The 16,768-nt window shown below is 69.7% G+C and carries 13 protein-coding genes; 10 read left to right on the top strand and 3 right to left on the bottom strand.

The genetic code is table 11. The features are described 5' to 3' along the window. Positions 1-123 precede the first annotated feature (123 nt). Complete coding sequence (locus OHT77_RS12800; protein ID WP_328828437.1) at positions 124-969, top strand: DUF4190 domain-containing protein; 846 nt, start codon at positions 124-126, stop codon at positions 967-969. A 315-nt stretch (positions 970-1,284) separates the two neighbouring features. Here OHT77_RS12800 and OHT77_RS12795 read toward each other — a convergent pair whose 3' ends face one another. After that, positions 1,285-1,878: an NADAR family protein gene (locus OHT77_RS12795; RefSeq protein ID WP_328828436.1), complete on the bottom strand. Its 594-nt coding sequence runs from the start codon at positions 1,876-1,878 to the stop codon at positions 1,285-1,287. Between the two features lie 211 nt (positions 1,879-2,089). On the opposite strand from OHT77_RS12795, the gene OHT77_RS12790 reads away from it, so the two are divergent. The 8 genes from OHT77_RS12790 (at position 2,090) to OHT77_RS12755 (ending at position 11,779) form a co-directional block, all read left to right on the top strand. Then, positions 2,090-3,625 (top strand): gamma-aminobutyraldehyde dehydrogenase, encoded by a 1,536-nt coding sequence (locus OHT77_RS12790; RefSeq protein WP_328828435.1) that lies wholly within the window; start codon positions 2,090-2,092, stop codon positions 3,623-3,625. Positions 3,626-3,681: 56 nt separating this feature from the next. Further along, positions 3,682-4,929, top strand: coding sequence for an ABC transporter substrate-binding protein (locus tag OHT77_RS12785; RefSeq protein ID WP_328828434.1), 1,248 nt, complete (start codon positions 3,682-3,684; stop codon positions 4,927-4,929). Next, complete coding sequence (locus OHT77_RS12780) at positions 4,926-6,086, top strand: ABC transporter ATP-binding protein (protein ID WP_266773032.1); 1,161 nt, start codon at positions 4,926-4,928, stop codon at positions 6,084-6,086. The genes OHT77_RS12785 and OHT77_RS12780 overlap by 4 nt, the downstream gene beginning before the upstream one ends. Then, on the top strand, positions 6,086-7,012 hold the full coding sequence (locus OHT77_RS12775) for an ABC transporter permease (protein WP_328828433.1): 927 nt from the start codon (positions 6,086-6,088) through the stop codon (positions 7,010-7,012). The genes OHT77_RS12780 and OHT77_RS12775 overlap by 1 nt, the downstream gene beginning before the upstream one ends. Further along, positions 7,013-7,813, top strand: a complete 801-nt coding sequence (locus OHT77_RS12770; RefSeq protein WP_266773035.1) for an ABC transporter permease — start codon at positions 7,013-7,015, stop codon at positions 7,811-7,813. A gap of 46 nt (positions 7,814-7,859) precedes the next feature. After that, positions 7,860-9,278 carry an NAD(P)/FAD-dependent oxidoreductase gene (locus OHT77_RS12765; protein ID WP_328828432.1) on the top strand — a complete coding sequence of 473 codons (1,419 nt, stop codon included), beginning with the start codon at positions 7,860-7,862 and terminating at the stop codon, positions 9,276-9,278. Positions 9,279-9,407: 129 nt separating this feature from the next. Beyond that, positions 9,408-9,863: a hypothetical protein gene (locus tag OHT77_RS12760; protein ID WP_328828431.1), complete on the top strand. Its 456-nt coding sequence runs from the start codon at positions 9,408-9,410 to the stop codon at positions 9,861-9,863. Between the two features lie 116 nt (positions 9,864-9,979). Next, the gene (locus tag OHT77_RS12755; protein ID WP_328828429.1) at positions 9,980-11,779 is read left to right on the top strand and encodes a chitinase; all 1,800 of its coding nucleotides are present in this window, start codon (positions 9,980-9,982) and stop codon (positions 11,777-11,779) included. Here OHT77_RS12755 and OHT77_RS12750 read toward each other — a convergent pair. Both OHT77_RS12750 and gabT read right to left on the bottom strand, forming a co-directional pair. Next, a complete protein-coding gene (locus OHT77_RS12750) occupies positions 11,767-12,564 on the bottom strand; it encodes a phosphatase PAP2 family protein (RefSeq protein WP_328834227.1) in 798 nt (265 codons plus the stop codon). The genes OHT77_RS12755 and OHT77_RS12750 overlap by 13 nt on opposite strands. Positions 12,565-12,701: 137 nt before the next feature. Then, entirely contained in the window at positions 12,702-14,036 is a 1,335-nt protein-coding gene (gabT, locus tag OHT77_RS12745) for a 4-aminobutyrate--2-oxoglutarate transaminase (RefSeq protein WP_328828427.1), read from the bottom strand. A gap of 244 nt (positions 14,037-14,280) precedes the next feature. On the opposite strand from gabT, the gene OHT77_RS12740 reads away from it, so the two are divergent. Further along, entirely contained in the window at positions 14,281-16,686 is a 2,406-nt protein-coding gene (locus OHT77_RS12740) for an ATP/GTP-binding protein (RefSeq protein WP_328828426.1), read from the top strand. Positions 16,687-16,768 lie beyond the last annotated feature (82 nt).

Below are 16,768 nucleotides of genomic sequence, written 5' to 3'. Positions count from 1 at the left end.
GGCGAGGGTGGCTTCCGTACCCCCAGCCGGGCCCGCGGGGCGGGGCGGTCTGCGGAACGCTCTAGCATGGTCGCTCGGACGATGGACCGACGGGGACAATGGGGAGAGGGACGGGGACGGGGCATGGGGGACGAGACACAGCCGGAGGCCAACGCGGGTGCCGGCACGGGCGCGGGCGCGAACCGGGACCTGTGGGCACCGCCGGACGGCAGGCCGTCGCTGGAGAAGCGCGAGCAGCAGCCGCAGACACCCACACCCCAGCCACCCACACCACAGCCCTCCCCGCAGGACCAGCACCCGCCGACCATGGTGCAGCCCCCGCAGTCACCGTCCGTGCACAACCAGGCGACGGTGACCTCGATGCCGTCGGAGGGCTTCGCCCCACCGGCTTCCGCTTCCGGCGCACCCGGTCAGGGCCAGCCCGGCACGGCCCCCGGCACCCCGGGCTACGGCCACCCCGCCACACCCCCCGGCCTCCCCACCTACGGCACCCCGAACTACGCCCAGCCCAACCCCGCCACGGGTGGCTACGGCACCCCGCACCCCCAGAGCGCCCCCGGCCCGGGCCCCGGCGGCTACGGCTACCCGGGATACCCGCAGGGCTACGGCTGGCCCGGCATGCCGATGGCCCCGCAGAACAACATGGGCACGGCGGCGATGGTCCTGGGCATCCTGTCCTGCTGCCTGTTCTGCATCTACGGCATCGTCTCCCTGGTCCTCGGCGTCACCGCGATCATCCTCGGCGTCAAGGGCAAGAAGCGCGCAGACCGCGGCGAGGCCACGAACCGCGGCCAGGCACAGGCGGGTTTCATCACGGGCATCATCGGAACCACCCTGGGCGTCCTCACGGTCGCCGCGCTGATCGTCGGCATCGTCTTCGCCATCAACCACGGAGACAGCACCGACACCTCGGACTCCGACCCCTTCTACAACTCGGCCCCCAGCGTGACGCCCCCGCCCCAGGTCTGACCCACGGCAGCCGGTCAGGAACGCCCCACGCACCGCAGGCCGCCAACGAGACGGAAGCGGGTCGTGGCGGTACGGCGCAGCCCGCCGCGTACCCGGCACCAACCCCGCCGCCCCCTCTCAACAAACGCCAGGGCCCGACCGGCGGCGGGCTCGCTGTACCGCCACGACCCCGCCCCACAACGCACCAGCGCGCCCACCCGCACCCATGACCCCGCCGACCCCGAACCCCCCAGGGGCGCGGGGAACTGCGCGCCCAGCCCCCACGCACCCGCACCCGCCCAACAACCCCAAGCCACCCCCCCAGGGCCCCCAGGGTCACCCCTCCCGCAACCGCTCCCGAGCCACCATCAACGCAAACCCCAACAAGTTGGGCCCCCGCCACCGCTCAGGATCCCCCGCAGCCACATCATCCGCGGCAAGCCCAATCCCCCACACCCGATCAACAGGACTCGCCTCCACCAACACCCGCTCCCCCGTCCCCAGCAAAAACCCCCGCAACTCCGCGTCCGCGGAGAACTTCCGCACGCTCCCCTCGACGACGATCCCGACCCGCTCCCGAGCCCAGACCTCTTCGTCGAACCCCCGCACCAACCGCCCCGCGCTCTTCGCCTGAGACGGATGCCCCGCCCCCAGCACCCGCGCCAACGCATCCCCGTCACCGAACAGTCGCGCCTTCCCCGCCATCATCCAGTGCTCGGCGGTCGCATACGTGACCCCGTCCACCGTGAACGGCGACGGCCACCACTGGCTCAGACAGCTCGCGCCCACGCGGCCGTCCGCCCGCGGCCGGTGCCCCCAGAAGTGCAGGTACTTGACCCTCGCCCCCGCGCGCACTTCCCTGATCAGGGCTTCCTGGGAATCGATCTTTCCGCCGGCCCCCGCCGCGAGCTTCCCCGTGATCTCGTCCATACACGCGAGTCTTGCAGGCACCACTGACACTCCGTCCCCCCTTTTCCACGAGGACTCGACACCTGGTCGACAGATTCCGTCGCGTAACCAAAAGGCAACAACGGAATCACTTGTTGGAGTCCCTTTGCTCTGTCAGGATCGGCATTCAAATCGAGCTGGAGCTACGCCACCCGCCAGCGGACGAAGCGGGGCGAAGGCGGAGGAGAGCGACATGCACAACCCGGGCAGCGAGACCCCGGAACGATTCCCCGCACAGGAGTACTTCGCGGACGGCGCGCAGTTCATCGCGGGCCGCCTGACGAAGGGCACCTCGGGCCGGACCCACGCCGTCGTCGACCCGGCCACCGGCGAGGACGTATACACGTACGAGCTGGCCGGGACGGACGACGTGGACGCCGCCGTGGCAGCCGCGCGCGCCGCGTTCCCGGGCTGGTCGGGCGCCACGCCCGGCGAGCGCTCGGACGCGCTGCACCGTTTCGCCGCCGTGCTCGCCGAGCGCGCCGACGACTTCGCCCGCGCCGAGTCACTCCAGTGCGGCAAGCCCCTCAAGCTGACCCGCGAGTTCGACGTCCCCGGGACGATCGACAACACGGCCTTCTTCGCCGGTGCCGCGCGGCATCTGCAGGGACAGTCGGCGGGGGAGTACTCCGGCGACCACACGTCGTACGTACGCCGTGAACCCATCGGTGTCGTCGGCTCCATCGCGCCCTGGAACTATCCCCTCCAGATGGCCGCCTGGAAGATCCTCCCGGCGATCGCCGCAGGCAACACGATCGTGCTGAAGCCCGCCGAGCTGACCCCGCTGACCTCGCTGATGTTCGCCCAGGCCGCCACCGAGGCGGGCATCCCGGACGGTGTCATCAACATCGTCACCGGCTCGGGCAAGGAGGCCGGTGAGCACCTCGTCGGCCACCCCGACGTGGCCATGACGTCCTTCACCGGGTCCACCGCCGTCGGCAAGCGCGTCGCGGAGATCGCCACCGCCACCGTCAAGCGCATCCACCTGGAGCTGGGCGGCAAGGCACCCTTCGTGGTCTTCGAGGACGCTGATCTCGACGCGGCCGTCAACGGAGCCGTCGCCGGTTCGCTCATCAACACCGGGCAGGACTGCACGGCCGCCACGCGCGCGTACGTGCAGCGGCCCCTCTACGACGCGTTCGTCCAGAAGACGGCCGCCCTCATGGCGAGCGTCCGGGTTGGCGATCCCTTCGCCCCGGGCACCGACCTCGGGCCGCTGATCTCGCACGTGCAGCGCGACCGCGTCGCCGGTTTCGTCGACCGGGCGCGTGCCTACGCGCGCGTGGTGACCGGCGGCGAGGCTCCTCAGGGAGATCTCAAGAACGGCGCGTACTATCGCCCCACCCTGGTCGCGGACGCCGCCCAGGACAGCGAGATCGTGCAGTCCGAGCTGTTCGGCCCGGTGCTGGTGGTCCTGCCCTTCGACACCGACGACGAGGGCATCGAGCTCGCCAACGACACCCCCTACGGCCTCGCGGCCTCCGCGTGGAGCCGGGACGTGTACCGGGCCAATCGCGCGACCCGCGAGATCAAGGCCGGCTGCGTGTGGATCAACGACCACATCCCGATCATCAGCGAGATGCCTCACGGCGGATACAAGGCGTCCGGCTTCGGCAAGGACATGTCCGCCTACTCGTTCGAGGAGTACACCCAGATCAAGCACGTCATGTTCGACAACACGGCGGTGGCCCGCAAGGACTGGCACCGCACGATCTTCGGGGACCGATAGCAGAACTGACGGCCGCCCGAGCCGCGGCCGTCTCCTCCCGAAAGGGCAGCACGCGCATGAAGCAGTACGAGCCCGACCGCCTGACCCCGGCCGAAGTGGCCGCCGTGCGGCGCAGTTTCCGCAAGAGCCGGTCCGCGATGACCCGCCGTTCGGTGCTGCGCGCCTCCGCTGGCGGCGCGCTCGCGGTCGGCGGACTCGGGGCCCTGAGCGGCTGCGGGATCCCCGCGGCAGGCAAGACACAGGGCGGCGTGTCCGCCGACGACCACTCGGCCAAGGAGAAGGAGATCGACTTCTCCAACTGGCCCGAGTACATCGACACGGACGAGAGCGGCAACCACCGTCCGACGCTGGAGGCGTTCACCAAGCGGACCGGCATCAAGGTCAAGTACACCGAGGACATCAACGACAACGACGAGTTCTTCGGCAAGATCCAGCCGCAGCTCGCCGCGGGTCAGTCCACCGGCCGCGACCTGATCGTCCTCACCGACTGGCTGGCCGCCCGCATGATCCGTCTCGGCTACGTCCAGAAACTGGACGCGTCGAACCTGCCGCACGCCTACGCCAACCTGTCGGACCAGTTCCGCAACCCCGACTGGGACCCGGGCCGGGCGTACTCGTACGTATGGCAGGGCATCTCGACCGTCATCGCCTACAACAAGAAGGCGCTCGACGGCATCGAGGTGAAGTCGATCTCCGACCTCCTCGACAACCCCAAGCTCAAGGGCCGCGTCGGCTTCCTCACCGAGATGCGTGACAGCGTCGGCATGACCATGCTCGACATGGGCAAGGACCCGGCGAAGTTCACCACCGACGACTACGACGCGGTCATCGCCCGCCTCCAGAAGGCCGTCGACCAGGGCCAGATCCGCCGCTTCACCGGCAACGACTACACGTCCGACCTCACCAAGGGCGACTTCGCCGCGTGTGTCGCCTGGGGCGGCGACATCGTCCAGCTCCAGGCGGACAACCCGGACGTCGGCTACGTCATCCCCGACGCCGGCTACATGACATCGACCGACAACATGCTGATCCCCAACAAGGCGCGCCACAAGACGAACGCCGAGCGGCTCATCGACTACTACTACGAGCCCGAGCCGGCCGCCGAACTCGCCGCCTACGTGAACTACGTCAGCCCGGTCGCGGATGTGAAGCCCTACCTCGCCAAGATCGACAAGTCGGCGGCGAGCAACCCGCTGATCCTTCCCGACAAGGCCATGGCGGCCAAGTCCCACGCCTTCCGCTCACTGAGCTCGAAGGAAGAGACGGCATACCAGCAGAAGTTCGCAAAGCTCACAGGGGCGTGACGACGATGAACACCACGGACACCAGCGGCGACGTCCGCCTCTCCGGTATCAGCAAGACCTACGGCTCCTTCACCGCCGTGCACCCGCTCGACCTGACCGTGCCCCAGGGCTCGTTCTTCGCCCTGCTCGGCGCCTCCGGCTGCGGCAAGACGACCACCCTGCGCATGATCGCGGGCCTGGAGGAACCTTCCTCCGGCACCGTGTTCCTCGGCGACCAGGAGGTCGGCCATCTCCCGCCGTACAAGCGGCCGGTGAACACCGTCTTCCAGTCCTACGCCCTCTTCCCGCACCTCGACATCTTCGAGAACGTCGCCTTCGGACTGCGCCGGCGCGGCATCAAGTCGGTGAAGAAGCAGGTCGAGGACATGCTCGACCTGGTCCAGCTCGGTGAGCAGGCACGGAAGAAGCCGCACCAGCTCTCCGGCGGCCAGCAGCAGCGCGTCGCCGTGGCCCGCGCCCTGATCAACCACCCCAAGGTGCTCCTCCTCGACGAGCCCCTCGGCGCCCTCGACCTCAAGCTGCGCCGCCAGATGCAGCTGGAGCTCAAGCGCATCCAGACCGAGGTCGGCATCACCTTCGTGCACGTCACGCACGACCAGGAGGAGGCCATGACCATGGCCGACACGGTCGCCGTGATGAACGCGGGCCGCGTCGAGCAGCTCGGCTCGCCCAGCGACCTCTACGAGAACCCGAACACCACCTTCGTCGCCAACTTCCTCGGCACCTCGAACCTCATCGAGGCCGAGGTCGACTCCAAGAGCGGCGACGACATCATCCTCAAGGCGGGCGGCGGCAAGCTCGTCCTGCCCGAGTCGCGATGTTCGGCGCCCACCACGACCGGCGGCAAGGTCCTGGTCGGCGTACGCCCCGAGAAGATCACCCTCACGCACGCCGACGACGCGGGCGAGATCCCGGCCGGCCGCAACCGCATCACCGGCACGATCGCCGACTCCAGCTTCATCGGCGTCTCCACCCAGTACGTCATCGACAGCCCGGTCTGCCCCGAGTTCGAGGTCTACGCCCAGAACATCGACCGTGACGCCAGGCTGCGGCCCGGCGCCGAGGTCGTCCTGCACTGGAACCCGGCCCACACCTTCGGTCTGGACGCGGCGCAGGACATCGACGCCGGTGTCGACGTCGAGGAGGAGGCCGCCTGATGGCCGCTGTCACCGAGGCGCCGCCCCTGGCGCCCGCGCCGGAGGAGAAGCCGCCGCGCAAGAGGAGGGGCCGCTGGACGCCGTACTGGCTGCTGCTGCCCGGCATTCTCTGGCTGATCGTCTTCTTCGCGCTGCCGATGATCTACCAGGGCTCCACGTCGATCCAGACGGGCTCCCTGGAGGACGGCTACAAGGTCACCTGGCACTTCGCCACCTACTGGGACGCGCTGTCCGAGTACTGGCCGCAGTTCCTGCGCTCGGTCTTCTACGCCGCCGCCGCGACCATCCTCTGTCTGCTGCTGGGTTACCCGCTCGCGTACCTCATCGCGTTCCGCGCGGGACGCTGGCGGAACCTGATCATGATCCTGGTGATCGCGCCGTTCTTCACCAGCTTCCTGATCCGCACGCTCGCCTGGAAGACGATCCTCGCGGACAGCGGCCCGGTCGTCAGCGTCCTCAACACGCTGCACGTCCTGGACGTGACCAACTGGCTCGGCTGGACCTCCGGCGACCGGGTGCTGGCCACACCACTCGCGGTGGTGTGCGGACTGACGTACAACTTCCTGCCGTTCATGGTGCTTCCGCTCTACACCTCGCTGGAGCGCATCGACGGACGGCTGCACGAGGCGGCCGGCGATCTGTACGCCAAGCCGTTCACCACCTTCCGCAAGGTCACCTTCCCGCTGTCGATGCCCGGTGTCGTCTCCGGCACCCTGCTGACCTTCATCCCGGCGGCCGGTGACTACGTCAACGCCGAACTCCTCGGCTCCACCGACACCCGCATGATCGGAAACGTCATCCAGACGCAGTTCCTGCGCATTCTGGACTACCCGACGGCGGCGGCACTCTCCTTCATCCTCATGGCCGCCATTCTCGCCATGGTGACCATCTACATTCGCAAGTCCGGGACGGAGGATCTGGTCTAAATGGCCGTCGTACGCTGGTTCAAGCGCCATCTCGTCGTCATCGCGGGGCTGTTGACCCTCGGATATCTCCTCCTTCCGAACGTCATCGTCACGGTGTTCTCCTTCAACAAACCGAAGGGCCGCTTCAATTACGAGTGGCAGCAGTTCTCGCTGGACGCCTGGAAGAAGCCGTGCGGTGTCGCCGACATGTGCGGCTCGCTCTCCATCAGCCTCCAGATCGCCGTCTGGGCGACCATCGGCGCCACCCTGCTCGGCACGATGATCGCCTTCGCGCTGGTCCGCTACCGCTTCCGCGCCCGCGGAGCGATCAACTCGCTGATCTTCCTGCCGATGGCGATGCCCGAGGTCGTCATGGCGGCCTCGCTGCTCACCCTGTTCCTCAACATGGGCGCCCAGCTGGGCTTCTACACCATTCTGATCGCCCACATCATGTTCTGCCTCAGCTTCGTCGTCACCGCCGTCAAGGCGCGCGTGATGTCGATGGACCCGCGCCTGGAACAGGCCGCCCAGGACCTCTACGCCGGCCCGGTGCAGACCTTCCTGCGCGTCACCCTGCCCATCGCGGCCCCCGGCATCGCGGCGGGCGCGCTGCTCTCCTTCGCGCTCTCCTTCGACGACTTCATCATCACCAATTTCAACGCGGGCTCGACCGTCACCTTCCCCATGTTCGTCTGGGGTTCGGCACAGCGCGGCACACCCGTTCAGATCAATGTCATCGGTACGACCATGTTCCTCGTCGCCGTATTGTTGGTGCTCGTTTCCATGGCGATCACCAACCGCCGCAACAAGGTGAAGGCGTAAGACGGAATTCGCTCCAACCCTGTGAATCCTGTAGGGAGTTGAAATCATGGCCCCAAGCGCCATGACACGTTGGACCAAGTCTCTTTCCGAAGCCCGGCCGGTGCCGTTCTGGCTGGACGACCCCGGCAAGCCCCACCCCGAACCCGCGCTCACCGGCGGCGAGACCTGCGACCTGTTGGTCGTCGGCGGCGGTTACAGCGGACTGTGGACCGCGCTCATCGCGAAAGAGCGCGACCCGCAGCGGGACGTGGTGCTGGTGGAGGGCCGCGAGGTGGGCTGGGCCGCCTCGGGCCGCAACGGCGGATTCTGCGCCGCCTCGCTCACCCACGGACTCTCCAACGGCCTCACCCGCTGGCCCGACGAGATCCACAAGCTGGAGGAGCTGGGCGCGCGCAACCTCGACGCGATCGAGAGCGCGGTCGCCCGCTACTCCCTGGACTGCGAGTTCGAGCGCACCGGCGAGATCGACGTCGCCACCGAACCGCACCAGGCCGAGGAACTCCACGACTGGTACGGCGAGTTGGAGAGCCAGGGCCTCGCCGACGGCACCGAGTTCCTGGACGCCGACGCGGTCCGCGAACAGGTCGCCTCCCCGACCTTCCTGGCCGGCCTGTACGACAGCCGCGGTGTCGCGATGCTCAACCCGGCCAAACTGGCCTGGGGGTTGAAGCGCGCCTGCCTCCAACTCGGCGTCCGCGTCTACGAACACACCCCCGCCCTCGCGCTGAAGCCGTACGGCGCCGGCATGGCCGTACGCACTCCGTACGGCTCCGTCCGCGCCCGCCGGGTCGCGCTCGGCACCAACATCTTCCCGAATCTCGTCAAGCGCGTCCGCTCGTACACCGTCCCGGTCTACGACTACGCCCTGATGACCGAACCGCTCTCCGCCGACCAGCTGGCGTCGATCGGCTGGAAGAACCGCCAGGGCCTCGGCGACTCGGCGAACCAGTTCCACTACTTCCGGCTCTCCGCCGACAACCGCATCCTGTGGGGCGGTTACGACGCGATCTACCCCTACGGCGGCCGGGTCCGCGCCGAGTACGACGACCGGCCGGAGACGTACGCCAGGCTCGCGGAGCACTTCTTCACCTGCTTCCCGCAGCTGGAGGGGCTCAACTTCAGCCACGCGTGGGGCGGCGCGATCGACACCTGCTCGCGCTTCTCGGCGTTCTTCGGCACCGCCCACCAGGGCAAGGTCGCGTACGCGGCGGGCTTCACCGGGCTCGGCGTCGGCGCCACCCGCTTCGGCGCGGACGTGATGCTGGACCTGCTCGCGGGGGAGCGGACCGAGCGCACGGAGCTGGAGATGGTCCGCAAGAAGCCGCTGCCCTTCCCGCCCGAGCCCTTCGCGTGGACCGGCATCGCCCTCACCAAGTGGTCGCTGGCGCACGCCGACGCGCACGGCGGGCGGCGCAACCTCTGGCTGAAGACGATGGACAGGCTGGGCCTCGGCTTCGACAGCTGACCCGTCCTTGATCGGCGGGTGTGATCCGGTTCACTCCTTCGTGGAGCCCGAACCCGCGTAATGCCCGCCGCCGACCTCCCTCTCTCCTGTGACGCGACCAGCGTCGACATGAGAAAGGGAGGTCTCCTCATGACTGGGGCGAAGACGGCCGTCGAGTGGCTGGCATCCGTAGCTCCGGATCCGGAGGCCTGCCGCTGGGAATGGGAGCGCAACCCCCTCGGGGTCGCGCTGCTGCCCGCCGGCAAGGCCTGGGACGTACTCATCCTGCCGGGTGAGCTCGGCTATCCCACGCTCGATGTGCTCACCAGGGTCATCGATCAACTGGGCCCGGTACTCGTCGACTTCGGCGACGCGCGGATGGGTTTCCTGGTACCGCCCGGCACCGCGGCCCGCTGGCTCGGCACCGGTATCCGCACGGCGGGGCTCGGCACCTGGATCGTCGTGCCGTACCCCGGCCGGTCGACCGGGGGAGTCCGCTGGCTGGTTCCGCCGGACGGCTCCGGCACCCTCACCGACCCCGCACTCCTCGAACTCGCCATGCACGAGGCGGCGGCGGGGCTGGCCACGGAAGGGGAGGACGGCTAGCCGGCGACTGACCCGGCGACAGAGGTCCCGACACCGGACATCTTGACAACGGCAATTGGTCTGGACCAAATTGGGCGCGCTCCACCCCTCCATCTCCCCCATGCCCGGAGGCACTTGTGGATCGCACCAGACCTGTCCTCGCCGTGTTCGCGGCCGCGGCCCTGGCCGTGTCCGGCATCACCGCGCTCTCGTCGGCCGCCCGTGCGGCCGACGCGGACCTGGCGAAGAACGGAGGCTTCGAAGCGGGCCTCGACAGTTGGACCTGTTCCGCGAACAGCGGTACGGCGGTCAAGTCGCCCGTGCACGGCGGCAGTTCGGCGTTGCAGGCGACCCCGGCCGGCAACGACTACGCCCAGTGCGCGCAGACGGTGACCGTGCAGCCCAACTCCCAGTACTCGCTCGCCGGTTACGTCCGCGGCAGCTACGTCTACCTCGGCGCGAGCGGCACCGGCACCACCGACGTCTCCACCTGGACCCAATCGGCCCCCGACTGGCAGCAGTTGACGACAAGCTTCCGCACCGGCCCGTCCACCACCAAGGTCACCATCTACACCCACGGCTGGTACGCCACCGGCGCCTACTACGCCGACGACATCTCCCTCACCGGCCCGGCGGGCACCGTGGGGCAGCCGCCCGCCACCCCGACGGGCCTCACCGCGGGTGCCGTGACGTCCTCCTCCGTCGCCCTGTCCTGGTCCGCCGTCAGCGGCGCGACCAGCTACGCGATCTACCGCGACGGGGTCAAGGTCCAGACAGCGAGCGGCACTTCGGCCACCGTGAGCGGACTGTCGGCCGCGACGTCGTACAGCTTCCAGGTCACCGCGGTGAACGACGCGGGCGAGTCCGCGAAGTCGACGGCGGTCACCGCGAAGACGTCCACCGGCTCGGGGCCCAGCACCGGACTGCCCACCCACGCCCTGGTCGGCTACCTCCACGCGAGCTTCGCCAACGGCTCCGGCTACACACGCCTCGCCGACGTCCCCGACAGCTGGGACGTCATCGACCTGGCCTTCGGCGAACCCACCTCAGCCACCTCCGGCGACATCCGCTTCAACCGCTGCCCGGTCAGCGAGTGCGCGAACGTCGAGAGCGACGCCGACTTCAAGGCGGCGATCAAGGCCAAACAGGCGGCGGGAAAGAAGGTGCTGATCTCCATCGGCGGCGCCAACGGCCAGGTCCAACTGACCACGACAGCGGCCCGCGACACCTTCGTGTCGTCCGTCTCGAACATCATCGACACCTACGGCCTCGACGGCCTGGACGTCGACTTCGAGGGCCACTCACTGTCCCTCGACGCGAGTGACACCAACTTCAAGAGCCCCACGACTCCGGTCGTGGTCAATCTGATCTCGGCCCTGAAGACCCTGAAGGCCAAGTACGGCTCGAAGTTCGTGCTGAGCATGGCACCGGAGACGTTCTTCGTGCAGATGGGCTACCAGTTCTACGGCACCGGCAAGTTCGGCGGCCAGGACCCGAGGTGCGGGGCGTATCTGCCCGTCATCTACGCCCTGCGCGACGACCTCACGCTGCTGCACGTCCAGGACTACAACTCGGGGCCGATCATGGGGCTCGACAACCAGTACCACACCATGGGCGGCGCCGACTTCCACATCGCGATGACGGACATGCTGCTCACGGGCTTCCCGGTGGCGGGCGACACCACCAACATGTTCCCGGCGCTGCGCCCCGACCAGATCGCCATCGGCATGCCGGCGTCGGTCAACGCGGGCAACGGCTACGTCGCCCCGGCCGAGGTCACCAAGACCCTGGACTGCCTGACGAAGAAGGTGAGTTGCGGCTCGTACGCGACCCACGGCACCTGGCCGACCCTGCGGGGTCTGATGACCTGGTCGATCAACTGGGACCGGTACTCGAACTGGGAGTTCCAGAAGACCTTCGACGGCTACTTCGGCTGAGAGCCGTCGCGGAAGAGCCGGAGCGACGCGAGCAGCACCGTACCGAGGCACCAGCTGGCCACGACGTCCAGTGGCCAGTGGTAGCCCCGGCGGACCAGGCCGAAGCTGACGCAGGCGACCAGCAGGGCGCAGGCGAGGACCAGTGCGCGGCGCGCGTGCACCGTCCGCAGCCAGGGGAGGAGGAGCAGCGTCGCGGAGCCGTACGCGATCATCGCGGTGGCCGTGTGGCCTGACGGGTAGTAGCCGGTGCCGGGCGGGACCGCCGGGGTGCCGCCGCGGGCGATCAGTTCCTTGAGGGGAACGACGATCACCGGGACCAGGGCCATCAGCACGGCCCCCGCGAGCGGCGGCAGCCACCAGCGGTCCGTACCACTGGCACGGCCGCGCAGGCCGACGTAGGCGAGAACCACGACGAGGACCGGGACCGCGACCTGGATGTTGCCGAGGTCGGCGAGGAGTTCGGAGGCGCGGTCCGGGTGGACGAGGGCGCGGCTGAGCCGGGCGTCCAGGTGCAGGAGGGGGCCGTGGGCCGCGACCTGCCAGGTGATCACCGCGAACAGCAGCGCGGGTAGGGCGAGAAGCAGCCAGAGGAAGGAGGTCGGCCACCCCGGAACAGGGGGGGTGGTTCCGGGGTGGCCGTCCGGATCGGTTGGTCGGCCGCCCCGGGGGGTTTGGGGCGGGCGACTGTCCGATCGGTGAGGAGATTCGGAGCCAGAGGCCCCGGTTGTGTGCGCGAGGGCACGACCAGGTCGAAGCTGGGGAGGCCCCGGCCTGAAGTCGCCCACAGTCCCCTGTGGGCGGGGTGTATCTCTCATCTGGGTAGAACCTACGGCAGGGTCGGCGGGTACGACAGGCGGAATCGCGTCCCGTCATGCACCCCGCACACCTTCTTCACACGGCCCGACGTACGCGCGGGAGTGGCTCAGATATGTGCGAACGCCTGCTCGATGATGTCGAGGCCCTCGCTCAGCAGGTCCTCGCCGATGACCAGCGGGGGCAGGAAGCGCAGCACGTTGCCGTAGGTGCCACAGGTCAGGACCAGCAGCCCCTCCTGGTGGCAGGCCTTCGCGAGCGCGGCGGTCGCCTCCGGGTTCGGCTCCTTGGTCGTACGGTCCTTGACCAGCTCGATCGCGATCATCGCGCCGCGGCCGCGGACCTCGCCGATGATGTCGAACTTCTCCGCCATGGCGCCGAGCCGGGTCTTCATGACCGACTCGATGTTCTTCGCCTTGGCGTTGAGGTCCAGCTCCTTCATCGTCTCGATGGCGCCGAGCGCACCGGCGCAGGCGACCGGGTTGCCGCCGTAGGTGCCGCCCAGGCCGCCGGAGTGCGCGGCGTCCATGATCTCGGCGCGACCGGTGACGGCGGCGAGCGGCAGACCGCCCGCGATGCCCTTCGCGGTGGTGATCAGGTCCGGGACGACACCCTCGTCCTCGCACGCGAACCACTGGCCCGTACGGCAGAACCCGGACTGGATCTCGTCGGCGACGAAGACGATGCCGTTGTCGGCGGCGAACTTGCTCAGCGCCGGCAGGAAGCCCTTCGCGGGCTCGATGAAGCCGCCCTCGCCGAGGACCGGCTCGATGATGATCGCGGCGACGTTGTCCGCGCCGATCTGCTTGTTGATCATGTCGATGGCCTGCGCGGAGGCCTCGGCACCGGCGTTGTCGGGACCGGTCGGCCAGCGGTAGCCGTAGGCCACCGGCACGCGGTACACCTCGGGCGCGAACGGCCCGAAGCCGTTCTTGTACGGCATGTTCTTCGAGGTCAGCGCCATCGTGAGGTTGGTCCGGCCGTGGTAGCCGTGGTCGAACACGACGACAGCCTGCCGCTTGGTGTACGCCCGGGCGATCTTCACGGCGTTCTCGACGGCCTCGGCGCCGGAGTTGAACAGCGCGGACTTCTTGGCGTGGTCGCCCGGGGTCAGCTCGGCGAGCGCCTCGGCGACCTCGACGTACCCCTCGTAGGGCGTGACCATGAAACAGGTGTGGGTGAAGTCGGCGAGCTGCGCCGACGCACGGCGGACGACGGCCTCGGCGGACGCGCCGACGCTGGTCACGGCGATGCCGGAACCGAAGTCGATCAGCCGGTTCCCGTCGACGTCCTCGATGATCCCGCCGCCGGCGCGGGCGGTGAACACGGGCAGCACGGAGCCCACACCGGCCGCGACCGCGGCGGTACGGCGGGCCTGCAGCTCCTGCGACTTCGGGCCGGGGATGGCGGTGACGACGCGGCGCTCCTGCGGAAGTGCGGTCATGAGGGGCTCCTGGGGTGGTGCGGACGCTTTTCTTCTCTTCTCGCAGGCTAGGGCGGGTGACCGGGGGTGGGCATGCTCCATGTGGGCGGTGTCGGCGCCGCCGGTTGTCCGCCATGGACAGTGTCGGTATCCCGGGGTTCGGTACGGACCCGGCCGCGTAAACGGTGAACTCCCCTTCCTGGCGCGTTAGATTGACTCGCTGACGGTGCACGGAACGGCTGGTCAAGGGGCGAGGGCGAGGACGATGGACAGCGACGGAACGCGGGACGCGCACCACACACAGGCCAACCCTGTGCCGCGTCCGGCGGGACCGGCGGACATGCCCGGACAGCGGGGGGTGCCGCCTCGGCCGGCGCACGCGCCCGAACAGGCACCGCGGTTCGCCCCGGCCGTCGCCGACTGGCTGAACGAGCCCCGTCCGGCCGCCGCCCCCGGCATCTGGCGTTACGGCTACCGCCCGCCCAAGGCCGACCGCGCATCGACGCGGCTCACCCCGGTGGCGATCCTCGGTCTGCTGGTCCCCCTGGTCGTGGCGCTGATCGTATGGTCGTTCTGGCGCCACGGCGCCGTCCCGTACCAATGGGCCCTGCTCAAGCTGTTCACCCCGAGCGACTGGTGGTGGGCGGGCACCGTGTCCCCCAAGGGGAGCGAGGGCGGGGACGCCATCAACGTCTACGACGGTGTCTTCTTCGCCGTGCTCGTCTACGCCGTCGTCAGGCTCGGCGGCTGGCTCGAGGTGGCCCGGCATGTCGTCGGCGGTCGCCCGCAGCCCGCTCGTGCCCTGCTGGCGCTCGTCGGCGGTCTCATCGCGCTCAGCTTCGTCTTTCCCTCCGCGTTTCCCGGTATCGGCTGGCGGCCCCTGCCGGTCCAGGACCCGGTGTTCTCCCTCGTCTTCCTGACCGTCGGCCCCGACATCTTCCAGTCGGTGCTCTTCACCGACGCGCTGTACGCGCTCATCACCGTGCTGGTCCTGTGGCCCTTCGCCCGGCTCGGCGGCTGGTGGGGGCTCGCGAAGGAACGGCTCGCCGCGCGCGGCCGTACCGGAGAGGGCGAGGTCCGGCCGGCGCCCGCCACTGTGCTGCCCGCCCAGTGGCCCCAACTGCGCGAGGCGGGCCAGTACGAAGCGGCGGAGCTCCTCACCGCCGAAGTGCTCACGGGCCGTATGAACGACGTGGACTGCGCCCGGGTCGGGCACGCGTGGGAGACCGCCCGCAGGGAAGCGCAGGTGGCCGCCTTCAGCGACACCGTGCTGCGCAAGGGGGCCGCGGCCTGGGTCCACCCGTCCGGGGCCCGGGACCTGCCCGGCCGTGCCGCGCGGCACGACCTGCTCGACGGGCAAGTGCGCATCGGACGGTGGACGACCGGGGACCGCACGCCGTCGGCCTACCGCGGTGCGGGCACGGCCCTGGGCCCCGACGCACTCGGCACCTCGCTCCTCGTCGTGGGCCCGTCGGGCTCCGGCAAGACCAAGCACGTGGTCGCCCCGGTCGTCGAGTCCCTCGCCCTGCGGGCCCTGACCGGACAGTGCGCCGTCGTGGCGGTCTGCGCGGCCGGCACCCCGCTCGGTCCGGACTCGGCGTACGACGTCGTGGTGCGGATCGGGGACCCCGCCTCCGTCTACGACCTCGATCCGTACGCCGACACCGCCGACCCCGACGCTGCCGCCGCCTTCCTCGCCGAGGGGCTGGTCGGGGACCTCGACACCGTCGGCGCCCAGCGGGCCACCACCGCGCTCGCCCAGGTGCTCGGGCCGTACCGGGCGGTGCACGGCACCTTCCCGTCCCTGCCCGTGCTGCGGGAACTCCTGGAGGGCGAACCCCCGGCACTCGACTCCCTGCGCCAGGCACTGGCGGCGCCGGAGCACGCCGGTCTGCGCCGCGACCTCGACGCCCGGGCCCGGCAGAGCGGCAGCGCCACCGACCCGGGCACGGTCCTCGCCGACCGGCTCGCGCTGCTGGACCGGCCCGTGTTCGCCGACTTCTTCGGCACCGGCGACGCGGCCGTCCGGCCGTTCTCGCTGCGCGCCGTCGCCCACCACCCGCTGCGGGTCCGCATCGACGTACCGGCCCACGGGCACGAGGAAGCGTCCCGGCTGATCACCCGGCTGGTCCTGGCCCAGTTCGACCACGTCGTGCACGACTCCGCCCGCCGCCACTTCGCGTGCCTCGTCCTCGACGACGCCACCGGTTCGGTGACCACCGAGTCGGTACGGCGGATGCAGCGCCTGCGCTCCCAGAACGCGGGCGTGCTGCTCGCCCTGCGCACCCTCGGCGACGTGCCCGAGGCACTGCACGGACCGCTGCACGGGGCGGTCGGCTGCCGGATGGCCTTCTCGGGCGTCACGACCTGGGACGGCAGCCGCTTCGCGCACGCCTGGGGCACGGAGTGGGTGGAGACCCGGGACGTGGCCCAGCACACCGTCTTCGCGGACCAGCCGATGACCCGGGCCATCCACGCCCTGCGGAAATTGGTGACGGGCCGCGCGGTGACGACGGAGGCGGTGACCGTACGGCAGGTCGAGCGGGAGCGGTGGTCCGCGTCCCAGCTCGCCCACGAAGTGCCGCCCGGGCACGCGGTGCTGTCGCTCACGACGGTCGAGGGGAAGCACACGCCGCCGTCCCTGGTGGACCTGCGCTCCTCCGCCCCCTGACCAGCGCACATGGACATACCGGTACGCCCCGCCCATACAGTGAGGCAGAATCGCCAAAGGCAGTTCATACGCCGCGGCCAAA

The sequence above is a fragment of the Streptomyces sp. NBC_00252 genome (genome assembly GCF_036187565.1).
GTDB lineage: Bacteria > Actinomycetota > Actinomycetes > Streptomycetales > Streptomycetaceae > Streptomyces.
This window is presented reverse-complemented; position numbering and strand designations above follow the sequence as displayed.